This is a genomic window from Enterococcus sp. MSG3299 (assembly GCF_050555765.1).
In the GTDB taxonomy this organism is placed as follows: domain Bacteria; phylum Bacillota; class Bacilli; order Lactobacillales; family Enterococcaceae; genus Enterococcus; species Enterococcus faecalis.
The window spans coordinates 2,089,433-2,102,808 of the sequence record NZ_CP187869.1 but is presented as its reverse complement, the minus strand read 5'-3'; the positions used below and the strand labels follow the sequence as shown (position 1 = coordinate 2,102,808).

General features: G+C 36.8%; 11 protein-coding genes and 1 pseudogene. 6 read left to right on the top strand and 6 right to left on the bottom strand.

The features are described from left to right. Positions 1-264: 264 nt before the first annotated feature. The 4 genes from IGL23_RS10175 to IGL23_RS10160 all read right to left on the bottom strand — a co-directional run bounded on the left by IGL23_RS10175 (position 265) and on the right by IGL23_RS10160 (position 5,951). The gene (locus IGL23_RS10175) at positions 265-1,974 is read right to left on the bottom strand and encodes an ABC transporter permease/substrate binding protein (RefSeq protein ID WP_002356521.1); all 1,710 of its coding nucleotides are present in this window, start codon (positions 1,972-1,974) and stop codon (positions 265-267) included. Next, a complete protein-coding gene (locus IGL23_RS10170) occupies positions 1,967-3,157 on the bottom strand; it encodes a quaternary amine ABC transporter ATP-binding protein (RefSeq protein ID WP_002388977.1) in 1,191 nt (396 codons plus the stop codon). Before IGL23_RS10170 ends, IGL23_RS10175 begins: the two co-directional genes overlap by 8 nt. A gap of 200 nt (positions 3,158-3,357) precedes the next feature. Further along, positions 3,358-3,990 (bottom strand): GntR family transcriptional regulator, encoded by a 633-nt coding sequence (locus IGL23_RS10165; RefSeq protein WP_002356525.1) that lies wholly within the window; start codon positions 3,988-3,990, stop codon positions 3,358-3,360. 14 nt (positions 3,991-4,004) lie between these two features. Continuing rightward, complete coding sequence (locus IGL23_RS10160; RefSeq protein WP_430619648.1) at positions 4,005-5,951, bottom strand: ABC-F family ATP-binding cassette domain-containing protein; 1,947 nt, start codon at positions 5,949-5,951, stop codon at positions 4,005-4,007. Between the two features lie 213 nt (positions 5,952-6,164). On the opposite strand from IGL23_RS10160, the gene IGL23_RS10155 reads away from it, so the two are divergent. Beyond that, on the top strand, positions 6,165-6,815 hold the full coding sequence (locus tag IGL23_RS10155; protein WP_033594442.1) for a redox-sensing transcriptional repressor Rex: 651 nt from the start codon (positions 6,165-6,167) through the stop codon (positions 6,813-6,815). A gap of 42 nt (positions 6,816-6,857) precedes the next feature. Here the strand turns inward: IGL23_RS10155 and IGL23_RS10150 are convergent, their stop codons facing one another. After that, positions 6,858-7,511 (bottom strand): CPBP family intramembrane glutamic endopeptidase, encoded by a 654-nt coding sequence (locus IGL23_RS10150; protein WP_002356529.1) that lies wholly within the window; start codon positions 7,509-7,511, stop codon positions 6,858-6,860. Positions 7,512-7,529: 18 nt separating this feature from the next. Continuing rightward, positions 7,530-7,706 (bottom strand): hypothetical protein, encoded by a 177-nt coding sequence (locus tag IGL23_RS10145; RefSeq protein WP_002356530.1) that lies wholly within the window; start codon positions 7,704-7,706, stop codon positions 7,530-7,532. Positions 7,707-7,938: 232 nt separating this feature from the next. On the opposite strand from IGL23_RS10145, the gene groES reads away from it, so the two are divergent. The 5 genes and pseudogenes from groES (at position 7,939) to IGL23_RS10120 (ending at position 13,222) form a co-directional block, all read left to right on the top strand. After that, on the top strand, positions 7,939-8,223 hold the full coding sequence (gene groES / locus IGL23_RS10140) for a co-chaperone GroES (protein WP_002356531.1): 285 nt from the start codon (positions 7,939-7,941) through the stop codon (positions 8,221-8,223). 57 nt (positions 8,224-8,280) lie between these two features. Continuing rightward, entirely contained in the window at positions 8,281-9,906 is a 1,626-nt protein-coding gene (gene groL / locus IGL23_RS10135; protein ID WP_002362559.1) for a chaperonin GroEL, read from the top strand. 304 nt (positions 9,907-10,210) lie between these two features. Then, positions 10,211-10,930, top strand: a complete 720-nt coding sequence (locus IGL23_RS10130; RefSeq protein ID WP_002382640.1) for a response regulator transcription factor — start codon at positions 10,211-10,213, stop codon at positions 10,928-10,930. 23 nt (positions 10,931-10,953) lie between these two features. Further along, a pseudogene (locus IGL23_RS10125) lies at positions 10,954-11,664 on the top strand (hypothetical protein). Positions 11,665-11,680: 16 nt separating this feature from the next. Beyond that, entirely contained in the window at positions 11,681-13,222 is a 1,542-nt protein-coding gene (locus IGL23_RS10120) for a glucosaminidase domain-containing protein (RefSeq protein ID WP_033594443.1), read from the top strand. Positions 13,223-13,376: the final 154 nt, after the last annotated feature.

Here is a 13,376-nt window from a genome sequence, read left to right as displayed (position 1 = left end):
AGGGTGAGACACATTTAAACTTTTTTAAGTAATTCGTAGCAAATTTCCAAGGTTTTCGTCACAAATTATTCACAGGTTCTCGTTAATATATAAGCATACCAACAAAACACCCAACATAAACACTTTTCATTTTTACTCCTCAAGTAAAAATAACTCCTTTCCACTCAGTCTACCCAACTGAGTGGTTTTTTTTCGAAAAAAGAGGGCGTTGAACAATTTGTTCAACGCCCTCTTTTAATAGATGGGGAAGTCATTTGTTAAGAATTATTTTTTCCATTCTGCTACTTGGTCTTTATGTGAATCAACCCAATCACGTGCAGCTTCTTGTGGGTCTTTGCCTTCGTTAATTTCTAACATGACAGATTCCATATCCTTAGTGGTCCAATGGAAATTATCTAACACTTTGTAAGCTTCTGGTTGATCTTCTTTTAGGCCTTGGCGAGCCATTGTGTGAATCGCTTCTTCGCCGCCCATAGTGCCTTTTGGATCAGCTAAATATTTTAAATCATATTTTGCAAACATCCAGTGAGGAGACCAGCCAGTAATAACGATGTCTTCGTTGTTTTTAATTGCTTGTCCTAAGGCGACAGTCATGGCCCCTGATGAAGAAGTTTCAACAGACCAATCTTTCAAATTAGGATAAGCTTCTTTAGTTTTCTCTGCTGCTGCAACAACACCAGCCCCAGGTTCAATTCCAGTAATCTTTTTCCCAGCTTGATCAGATAAATCTTCGATAGAATCAACATCCATATAAGAAGGGACGACAATTCCTAGCTTTGCACCTTTAAGGTTTTCACCAAGGTCGTCTAATTTATCTTTATATTGTTTATATTGCTCTGCGTGAGTTCCTGGCAGCCACGCACCAACCATGGCATCTGTTTCACCTTTAGCTACAGATTCCCACATAATTGCGTTATCTAAAGGAGTCGTTTTAACATCATACCCCATATCTTTTAAGACTTCGGCAACCACATGTGTGGAGGCTACTTCGGTATCCCATTCCACATAAGAAAGGGAAATTTGCTTATCATTTGTTGTTGTAAAAATTGAAGCACCAACTAAGCCAGCGACAATTACAACAACCGCTGCAATAATCCCATATTTTTTCTTTTTAGAGGTGGCACCAGCTGCTTTAGGGGCTGCTTTTTTATTATTTAAATGTTGAGTAAAACGGTCAATGATAATCGCTAAAATAACTAAAGCCACACCATTTACGAAACCGTTCCCGACTTGCGCACGTTGTAAAGCAGAAAGGACGCCACGTCCTAATCCAGGCGCACCAATCATTGAAGCAATAACTACCATTGATAGAGCTAGCATGGTTGTTTGGTTAACACCAGCCATAATCGTGTTTTTGGCTAAAGGTAATTCTAATTTGAATAATTTTTGCCAGCCAGTACTACCGTAAGAATCAGCTGCTTCAACAAGTTCATTTGGTACTTGTCGAATTCCTAAATTCGTAAAGCGCACGGTTGGTGGTAAAGCGAAGATAACAGAGGCGAAGACCCCAGGAACCATACCAATTCCGAAGAATGCAACGGCTGGAATCAAGTAAACGAAACCAGGCATTGTTTGCATGAAGTCCAAAATCGGTGTAATAATACTCTTGGCTTTTTCGCTTTTCGCCATTAAAATCCCTAGTGGCACACCAATGATAATGGAAATAACACTAGAAAGTAAAACTAACGTAACGGTACTCATTAAATCGTTCCATAAGTTTTGATTATAGATAAACATTAAGCCGATAAACGTGAATAAACTTAAGCCGATTTTTTTATTAGAAATAAAGAAAGCAGCAATCGTTAATAGCACGATCAGCACAAGTGGTGGTACGGCTGTTAGTAAGGCAGTAATGTTGTCCATTACACTTTGACCAATTGTTTGTAAAAAGCTGAATAATCCAGCAAATGTTGAAGTTAACCAATCAGTAAAACTTTCAACCCAAGACGCGACAGGTAATTGATACTTATTCATGTTCGTTCACCTCTGTTTCTGCAAGTGCTTCAAGTACGCTACCACGGATGACCACGCCTAATAGTTTGCCGTTATCAGTCACGGCAAGAGGTGTTTGTGCATCATAAATCAGTGGAAAAATATCATTCACTAACATATCTTTGTCGATTGTTTGAATTTCTGGATCCACACATTCTACAAGAGAAGTCCCGTTTTTACGCGCTTCTAAAGCTTTTTCTGCGCGTACAACGCCTTTTAGTTGGCGTTTTTTATCCACGGCAAGTAACATACTCACTTCTTCTTGACGCATCCGTTTTAAAGCAACAGTTGGGCCATCAATTTCAATGTTAGTAGTTAAAGCAGGTACCATAATATTTTGGGCAGTTAAGACTTTTGAACGATCCACATCTTCCACGAAGGTTCGCACATATTCGTTGGCTGGGTTGGTTAAAATTTCTTCTCCAGTCCCAATTTGCATAATTTGACCATCTTTCATCAAAGCAATCCGGTCGCCGATTCGTAAAGCTTCATTCAAATCATGTGTGATAAAGATAATGGTTTTTTTGACATTTTCTTGTAAATCTAATAGTTCGTCTTGCATTTCACGACGAATTAACGGATCAAGAGCAGAGAACGCTTCGTCCATTAATAAAATTTCTGGATCGTTAGCCAAGGCACGAGCAAGGCCGACACGTTGTTGCATCCCACCAGATAATTGACTTGGTAATTGGTCTTTAAAAGCAATTAAGCTAGAATTTTCTAAGGCTTTTTCAGCTTTTGCTTGGCGTTCTTCTTTAGGAACACCACGAATTTCTAAACCATATTCCGTATTTTCTAAGATAGTTCGATGGGGGAAAAGACCAAAGTTTTGGAAAACCATGCTCATTTTATTTCGACGTACTTCACGTAATCCTTCTTTATCTAAAGAAGAAATATCTTGTCCATCAATATAAATATTTCCTGAAGTTGGTTCAATCAAACGATTTAATAAACGAATTAATGTTGATTTCCCACTTCCTGATAACCCCATAATAACGAAAATTTCGCCTTCTTCAACTTCGAAATTTACATCATAAACACCGACTGTGGCACCCGTTTTTTCTAAAATTTCTGTTTTGCTTTTGTTGGCACGAATCATTTCAAGTGCCGGTTTGGTTTTCTTACCAAAGATCTTGGTAAGGTGATTTACTTTTACTTTTGGCAAATCATTGTTCCTCCTCATTAAAAAAAGTGACTACATCAGACTACTATAAAGTTGTCACTTTGTCAAATTAGATGAAAATCTTTCTGAAAATGAAGAAAAACAGTATTTTAACTAGGTTTTATAGTGGTTTTTTATGAAAAATAGAAATAATAAATAAAAAAAGTGACTATTTACCGCAAGATAAGTAGTCACTTTTTTGTTTAAGGATAAAAGAAATTCTGCACTCGTTGTAAGGTTGATTCGTCATGTCCAACAAAATAAAGTGTGTCGTTCAACGAAATCTTTGCATATGGACCAGGTGAGACCAGAAGTTCTTCTTTGTGTTTGATGGCGATAATCGTTGCCGAAGTGTTTTGCCAAAAATTCATTTCGCTAATCGTCGCCTCAAGATAAGCAGCTTCTTCTGTTAAAACTAATGAATAAGGATTCATTGGATTGAAAGAATCAAAACGCTTTGTTTGTTCAACAAGAGTATCTAGAATGCTAGAAAAATGAGTAAGTTCTTCTTTTTGTTTCGCTACGCTATCTAGCAATTCTTCTTTAATTTCAGCAATCGTTTGAACGTCTTGATATTGTGTCACAAAGTCCTGCGCTTTTTCTTTTGATGCCACATAGAAGCCGCTGCCGTGTTTGGCTTTAACGATTTCTAAATCGACTAAAACGATAATGGCTTTGCGGGCTGTTTCTGGCGACACTTGGTATTGGTTAGCTAGGGTGGAACGGGCATGGATTTTATCTCCAACATGTAATTTGCCTTCTGCAATTTTTTCCGCAACATCAACGGCGATTTGTTGATATTTGGGCTTCGTTAAACTGATTTTTTTGGAAGCCATAGTGAATCCCTCCGTTAATTGTTATTTTCCATTTCTTCTAATTCTAAACTGAAATTTTCCCATTGCTCAAGTAGTTCATCTTGTTGCTGACGAGCGTCATCTAATTGTTGGTTTAGAGCCAGCAATTCAACATGATTTTCTAGAATGTCTGGTTGACTCATTTGTGCTTCTAATTGTGCAATTGTCGTATCTAACTGAGCAAGATTTTCTTCGACTTGTGTTATTTTTCTTTGCAAAGTACGGAGTAATTTTTGTTGCTCCTTGTTTTGATAAAAGGTATTTTTGGCTGTAACTGGTTCGGGTTTTTTCGCCGCTTCTTCATTAGCTAAGAGGGCAGCGATTTCTTCTTCCTCTTGTTTCTTTTCTAAATAATAATCATAGTCGCCTAAATAAAGTTTGCTGCCTTTTTCAGAAAGCTCAACAACTTTTGTTGCAATTCGATTGATAAAGTAACGGTCATGGGAAACGAAGAGGATGGTTCCTTCATAATCAATCAGCGCATTTTCTAAAACTTCTTTATTATCGATATCCAAGTGGTTGGTTGGCTCATCGAGAATCAAGAAATTGTCACGATCCATCGCTAATTTTGCTAATGCCACACGGGCTTTTTCGCCACCGCTTAATAAAGGAATCGTTTTTTCAACATCATCTCCACTGAAGAGAAAGCCGCCTAAAATACTTCGAATCTCTTTTTCAGGTGTGGTTGGGTGTTCATCCCATAATTCCGCTAAGACCGTTTTATTGCCATGTAAATTGGCTTGCTCTTGGTCATAGTAACCTACAGAAACATTGGTGCCAAAAGTTTTACTTCCTTTAATGAAAGGAATGCGGTCAATAATTGATTTCAAGAGAGTGGATTTACCAATTCCGTTCGGTCCGACTAAGGCAATGGCTTCTTTACGACGAATATCCAAGTGAATAGGTTCGGATAAAATATGTTCTTGGTCGTAACCAATGGCGGCATCTTCGACTTGTAAAACAACATTTCCCGAGACTTTTTCACTATCGAAAAGAAAATGCGCCGATTTTTCATCTCCTTGAGGTCGGTCTAAACAGTCCATTTTTTCTAATACTTTTCGGCGACTTTGTGCACGTTTCGTTGTAGATGCACGAACCAGATTTTTGGCAACGAAATCTTCTAACTTATTGATTTCTTCTTGTTGCTTTTCATACGCTTTCCATTCACTGGCTAATTGTTCTGCTTTTAACTCTAAGTATTTGGAATAGTTTCCTTTGTAGTGAGTCATTTTTTTGCGGCTCAGTTCATAAACTTCATTAACTACCTTATCTAAAAAATAACGATCGTGGGAAACAATCAATAGGGCGCCGGCATAGCTTGGCAAATAAGATTCCAGCCAAGAAAGCGTCTCGATATCTAAGTGGTTTGTAGGCTCGTCCAGAATTAAAATATCTGGTTTTTGTAAAAGCATTCTCGCTAATGCAAGCCGGGTTTTTTGACCACCAGATAAGGTTTGAATATCTTTCGTGTAAAAGGATTCATCAAAGCCAAAGCCGTGAAGGACTGAGCGAATTTCATTTTCATAGCCGTAGCCATTTTTTTCAGAAAACGTATGTTGCAATTGATCGTACTCTTTTAAAATTCCTTCATAAACGGAGGTGGTTGGCTCCATTTCACTAATTTTGGTTTCTAATTCTCGCATACGCTGTTCCATTTCTAGGATGTCAGCAAAGGCTTTTGTCATTTCTTCCCAAACGGTTTTATCTGATTCTAAGCCGGTATTTTGAGCTAAATAACCTAACGTAGCAGTTTTATTTTTGGCAATGGTTCCGCTATCGGGAGCATCAATGCCTGCAATGATTTTTAAAAAAGTCGATTTTCCAGCACCATTACGACCAACTAAGGCAATCCGACTTTTTGTTGCAATTTCTAAATGTATGTTTTCAAACAATGTTTCCGAGCCAAAATGCCGGGCAACTTGATTTGCTTGTAATAAAATCATCAGTAGTCCTCATTTCTAAATTCATTGCCCTTAGTGTAGCATAAAATCTGCTAAAATAGCACGTATCAAAAAATGCTTTGTGAAGGTTTATACCTTTTATCACAAACTTTTGAAGAAAAATGCTATTTTTGAGCCATAGAATTGCTTTTTATTGTGAAAAACTGCTATTATGTTAATGGATAAGATTTAAGTGAAAGTATTGGAGGTCCAATTGTGAAAGATCAAGTTATTCCAAAAGCAACGGCGCGACGCCTTCCTTTATATTATCGCTACTTAAGAATGTTACATGATACAGGAAAAAATAAAGTCTCATCAACTGAATTAAGTGAAGCGGTACAAGTAGACAGTGCGACTATTCGTCGTGACTTTTCATATTTTGGTGAATTAGGTAAACGTGGGTACGGCTATGATGTTGAAAACTTAATGAACTTTTTTGCAAAAACATTGAATGAAGATGAGTTAACCAATGTCGCATTAATCGGGGTTGGTAATTTAGGAAGTGCTTTATTAAAGTACAAATTCCATCAAAGCAACAGTATTCGTGTAAGTTGCGCATTTGATGTGAATGAAGATATTGTGGGACGCATTGTTGACGGTATTCCGGTTTATCCAATGGAAGATATGATGGAACAAATTCGTGTTCAACAAATCGAAGTAGCTATTTTAACTATTCCAGCTCGCAAAGCACAAGAAGTTGTGAACAAACTTGCCGAAGCAGGGGTTAAAGGAATTCTAAACTTTACAGCTGCGCGTTTAGTAGCGCCATCTGAAGTATTAATTCAAAATGTTGACTTAACCAACGAATTACAAACATTAATTTATTTCTTACATCATGACAACGAATTGATTGACGAAGAAGAATAAGCAAAAGAAAAGGGCCTAGTCGTTTAGACGAAGGCCCTTTTCTTATTGAATTGCACCATTATGCAAAAGTAGTTGAACAATAATCACAATCGTATTCATGCCGCAATGGGCAATAATTGAGGTCCAAATTTTTCCAGTTTGCTTGTACAAAAGAGCAAAGAAAAATCCCATAAAGAAATAAACAAAAAAGTGACCATCGGCATGTGCGAGTGAAAAAATCGCCGAACTAACAGTAGCCGCAATCCAGAAATTTGTAAAAGGCTGGATTAAATGGATAAATGCATAACGAAAGACGAATTCTTCCATAATCGGACCACCGATAGTAGTTGCCAAAATAAATAAAGGATTTGCCAAAATCACCGCTACAATAGCTTGTGTATTTTGAGAAGTAGCTTGTTCTCCTGTGATGGCTACTTCAATGGCGAAAGTAACGCCTTGAATCAGCATGGCAATGAAAATCCCACTAACACCTAGTAAAAAAATAAAAATAGGTGATTTCAAGGTTGCGGTTTCCTCTAAAGGAGAAGGTTCTGTGGTTTTTAAAAAGATGCCAATCATTACAAGGGCACCAATAATGTAGAGAGCAGTTGTCACATTAATCGCTGCATTGGGAGAAATACCCGAAAAAAGTAACGGCCCGAAAAAAGCGATAATGTATGTGACTAAAATAAATAAACTTGATTTTCTTAAGGTCATGGTTAATCCTTTCTATAATTATTTTTTACGATTATTGCGATATCCTAATAAAAGAAAAACGAATAAGAAAAAGAAAAGAGATTCCCAAAGTGTCGAAACAATTCCTTCTGTGACACTGAAAACAAGATTTCCTAAATTCGCTATCACAAAATAAACGAATGTTGCTATTAATGCTGTAAGTAAACGTTGTTTCATTTTATTCGCCTCCAATCGTAGTCAATTTATTTTACCATGAATTAAAGGATTGGAAAAACATTCCATGAAAAAAGAATACTCAATAAAAAATGCGTATCTTATAATTGACAAGAAAAAGAGAGAAAAGACTTGCATTTTTAGAGTGAAATGAGTATTATAAATAGTGTGAGTTAGCACTCTTGTGTATCGAGTGCTAAAATAAGCGAAAACTTTTTATTTGGAGGGATTTATTGTGTTAAAACCATTAGGCGATCGCGTCGTAATTAGAGTCGCGAAAGAAGAAGAAAAAACTGTTGGAGGAATTGTTCTTGCATCCGTTGCAAAAGAAAAACCACAAACAGGTGAAGTTATCGCAGTAGGTGAAGGTCGTGTGCTTGAAAATGGCACAAAAGTTCCGATGGAAGTAAAAATTGGTGACACAGTAATGTTTGAAAAATATTCAGGAACAGAAGTGAAATACGAAGGCGTAGAATACTTAATTGTATCAGCCAAAGACATTATTGCCACTGTTGAATAATAAACAACTTTTACAGAATAATATAATAGAAGAAAAAAATTATGAGGTGAAGAAATCATGGCAAAAGAGATTAAATTTGCAGAAGATGCACGTGCAGCAATGCTACGCGGAGTAGATGTATTAGCAGATACAGTGAAAGTGACATTAGGCCCTAAAGGTCGTAACGTTGTTTTAGAAAAATCATTTGGTTCACCATTGATTACTAACGATGGAGTAACAATTGCTAAGGAAATTGAATTAGAAGATCATTTTGAAAACATGGGCGCAAAATTAGTTTCAGAAGTTGCTTCTAAAACGAATGATATTGCTGGTGACGGAACAACAACAGCGACTGTTTTGACACAAGCCATTGTTCGTGAAGGCTTAAAAAACGTAACTGCTGGAGCTAACCCATTAGGTATTCGTCGTGGGATTGAATTAGCAACAAAAACAGCAGTAGAAGAATTACACAATATTTCATCTGTAGTTGATTCAAAAGAAGCGATTGCACAAGTCGCTGCTGTTTCATCAGGTTCTGAAAAAGTCGGCCAATTAATTGCCGATGCAATGGAAAAAGTTGGTAACGACGGCGTAATTACCATTGAAGAATCAAAAGGGATTGAAACAGAATTAGATGTGGTTGAAGGAATGCAATTCGACCGCGGTTATTTATCTCAATACATGGTTACTGACAACGATAAAATGGAAGCTGTTTTAGAAAATCCATATATCTTAATTACCGACAAAAAAATCTCAAATATTCAAGATATCTTACCTTTATTAGAACAAATTCTACAACAAAGCCGTCCACTATTGATCATTGCGGATGATGTTGATGGAGAAGCTCTACCAACATTAGTATTGAACAAAATCCGTGGTACATTTAATGTTGTCGCAGTAAAAGCGCCAGGATTTGGTGACCGACGCAAAGCGATGCTTGAAGATATTGCTATTTTAACAGGTGGTACAGTAATCACTGACGACTTAGGATTAGAGTTAAAAGACACAACTATTGAAAACTTAGGAAATGCTAGCAAAGTAGTTGTCGACAAAGATAACACAACAATTGTTGAAGGTGCTGGTTCAAAAGAAGCCATTGATGCCCGCGTTCATTTAATTAAAAACCAAATCGGCGAAACAACGTCTGATTTTGATCGTGAAAAATTACAAGAACGTTTAGCTAAATTAGCTGGCGGGGTTGCTGTCGTTAAAGTCGGTGCTGCAACTGAAACAGAATTAAAAGAATTAAAATTACGAATTGAAGATGCGTTAAACGCAACACGTGCCGCTGTAGAAGAAGGCATGGTTTCTGGTGGTGGTACTGCACTTGTCAATGTAATTGGTAAAGTCGCTGCGCTAGAAGCTGAAGGCGATGTGGCAACAGGGATCAAGATTGTCGTTCGTGCATTAGAAGAACCAATCCGTCAAATCGCTGAAAATGCTGGTTATGAAGGATCAGTGATTGTTGACAAACTAAAAAATGTTGACTTAGGTATTGGATTCAATGCAGCTAACGGTGAATGGGTAAACATGGTTGAAGCCGGTATTGTTGACCCAACAAAAGTAACTCGTTCTGCCTTACAAAATGCAGCTTCTGTGTCAGCTTTATTATTAACAACTGAAGCAGTTGTTGCAGACAAACCAGAACCAGCTGCACCAGCTCCTATGATGGATCCATCAATGGGCATGGGCGGTATGATGTAAAAATAAAAAAGTATTCTAAAAGCTTACGATTGAAAAATCGTAAGCTTTTTTTTTACATAAAGAATAAATAATCTAAATAATATCTTTGCTTGTAGTGTTTTCTCAAATATTTACTCATTTAACAAAAAAGATGATAATTTAAAGGTTTCGTTTTAGCTAGACAGCCTTGTTTTTATTCGATAAAATTTAGTAATAACAATCATTTTTTGAAAAATTAGTAGTTGGTGATTTTTATTTATTAATAGAATATAAATAAAAATTATTATATTTTGAAGGAGAATATTAGGAAGATTGAGGTAAAAAAATGGAAAAATATACAATTGGTGTCGTCCCTTTGACAATTGAAACAAAAGAATACTGTCAAAATTGGTTTGTTAGTAATCAAGTAGAATGTCAGATCATCCAAGGAACAAATATACTTCTTCATTTGCACCATATTGATGGATTAGTGATTGAAGTTACTGATCACCAGCAAGTAAATACTTGTTGTGAGTTATTAATGACAATTCGCAAGCAGTCAGACTTGCCAATTTGGTTATTTTCTCGGACAGAAGCAATTAGTAAAGTCAATCGAATTATTTATTTACAATTAGGCGCAGATGGCGTTTTTGATCATTCTTATGATCGCCAAGAATGCGTGTTAAGCATGAGTAATTTATTGCAACGTGTAAAAAGACGTTTTTATCCTAAATTAGTTAGTGCAAACGAGGAACAAACAGTTACTAAGAATCTTTCTGAGAGATTGTATTTAATTGCGCCAAATTTGAGTGTTTGCTTGGGAAATGGAGAAGAAATTCTTTTAACAAAATTGGAATTTTTCACAATAGAGTATTTATACAAACACGCAGGACAAACAATTACATATGAAGAACTCTACAAAAATGTCTGGAAAGATACTGCGAATGAACGAAAATATCGTGTCGCTAATGTGATTTTCCATTTGCGTAAAAAAATTGAACAAGATGTGAACAAACCACAATATATCAAAACAATTCGCTCAAAAGGCTATATGTTAACGGTGTAAAAGGTACGAAGGAGGAGAAACAAATGTGGCAATTTTTGACTAAAAACAATGAAGATGAGGAGTATGAGAAGATGCCGGATTTTGAAAATGAACAATCGGGGAAAGCACAACCAAAGGTAACAGAGGAAGCAATCTTTGATGACGAGGTCGTTTAAGCAAAAGAGCAAGCTGCAAAAGTTAAGCAGGTCAAGCAAGAAGTGCCGACTGAACTGTCGGAAGAATCGTTTTCTTTTGCTGAAAAACTAGAAGAAGAAAATCAACTATATCAGCAATCCATAAAAAAACTAACGGAGCAATTATTAATGCAAACCAATGAAGTGGAAGCATTACAAAAACAAGTAGTCGAAAAAGATGTTCAACTTAAAGATGTTAAAGAAACGTTAAGTGATAAAGAAGCAACTATCACTTCTTTACAGAAACAATTGTCTGAAGCAAAGATACAACAGAAACAGACTAGCGAAGAGAACTTAGACACAGCCGTTACGCTTTCTCAAAAAGAAATTGGCGAAGTCTTATTAGAAGCCAAACGTCAAGCAAAAGAAACAATTGCCCAAGCTAACCAACAAGTTGCAACAGTTCATGAAGAGATGGAACAACGTTTAGCAACTTTAACACGCATGAAGCAAGTGGCAAGAGAGTACCAAGCTTATTGTGAACAAATGCTGACAATCAAGAATGAATCAACAGGAACGTACCAACAGATAGAGCAGTTATTAGCAGAAATAAAGAGGTAAATGAAGGAGAAATGCGATGAAAAAAAGAAAGGCAAGATATTTGAAGTTGGTATGTATTGGAATTTTAGGGATTTATGCGGGCGCCAGTTACTACAATTCGGAACCATTAATCGCTCAAGAAGAGACCGAAACGAGGGACGAAAGTCGACAGCTATCGCTGGAAGAAAAAAGAGCGGACCAAGCCAATCAAGAAACCCTTACTTCTTCAACGCTGAACGAAACAATAATAAGTTCGTCTGAACAACAAGAAAGTTCGATACAAAATGACAGCGGTGACCATCAGGAAAATAATGTGGAACCTTCAGAATCTGAAAATAGTTCACCGCCACAAGAAAAGCCAATTGCTAGTACTAAACCAACCGAATCGTTGCAAAGTGAGCAACCAGCGGCTGAAAAGCGTAAAACCCTCACTGAAAAGCCGCCTCATAATCAAGAACCACAAAATTCTACATTAACTGAAAAGACCAAAGAACCGTTGGTACATTCAGAGATAGACAATAGTCAAGAAAAGGAAAAGCAAGCAGGAATTCAACAACAAGCCGAGGCAAATTTTGTTGTCCAAGAGAATGCTTCTACTTCTGAGTTTATTAGAAAAATTGGTGAAGAAGCACGAGTTATTGGTCAGCGACATGATCTATACGCTTCTGTTATGATAGCTCAAGCTATTTTAGAAAGTGGCTCGGGCAATAGTGCGTTAGCAGCGCCGCCTAATTATAATTTGTTTGGCATTAAAGGCGCTTATCAAGGTCAAAGTGTCAGCTTTCCCACACAAGAAGATGATGGTAAAGGGAAGATGACCACCATTCATGCCGATTTTCGTCAGTATCCTTCCTATAAAGAGTCATTAACAGACTATAGTAAATTAATCATCAATGGGCTGGCGGGGAATCCGACGTTTTATCACGGCGTTTTGAAAGCAAACACGACGAATTATCAGCAGGTAACAAAATTTTTAACAGGTCGTTATGCAACGGATACATATTACGATAAAAAATTAAACGCGTTGATTGAAACCTATCAATTAACTGAATACGATCAAGAAAAGAAGAAACCAGTAGTGACTAATTTGGCAGAAGAAAAGAAAACTTCGTTTGATAAGGAAGCAGTCAAAGAACAGCTAAAAAAAGAAGCAGTCATCTATGAAGTAAGCAAAGGAGATTCTCTCGCCACCATTAGCCAGACGTTTGGTGTGTCAGCAACAGCCATTTTAAAACAAAATTCAAAGACTCAAGAAATGTTTTATATTGGCCAAAAAATCACGATTCCTCAGCATACAGCGGCGACTTCTCTAGAACCGAAAGAACAAGCGTTACTTCAATCACTAATAATCAGTAAATCGGTGACTAATGCTTTAGAAACAGCAGAGCAATCAAATGGTACAGCGAATGACTCAAAAACAGAGTCTACTGAGTATTATGAAGTAAAAAGAGGAGAGACACTCGCAAAAATTGCAAAAAAAACGGGCTATTCCTTAACCGTCCTCAAGCAGGCAAATGACTTAACGTATTCTGTATTAACCGAAGGACAAACGATAGCACTTCCTAAGCTAAAGGACTAATGCTGATTTAACTTATCGGTCGATGGAGTCAATATATTATTAGAGTAAGAGTAGAGGGTAAGTTCATTCATGGATGAACTTTTCCTCTACTCTTATTATGTTTTTCATAAATACTTAATAAATAGTAAAATTAGCAAGAGAATTGTGTCTTTAC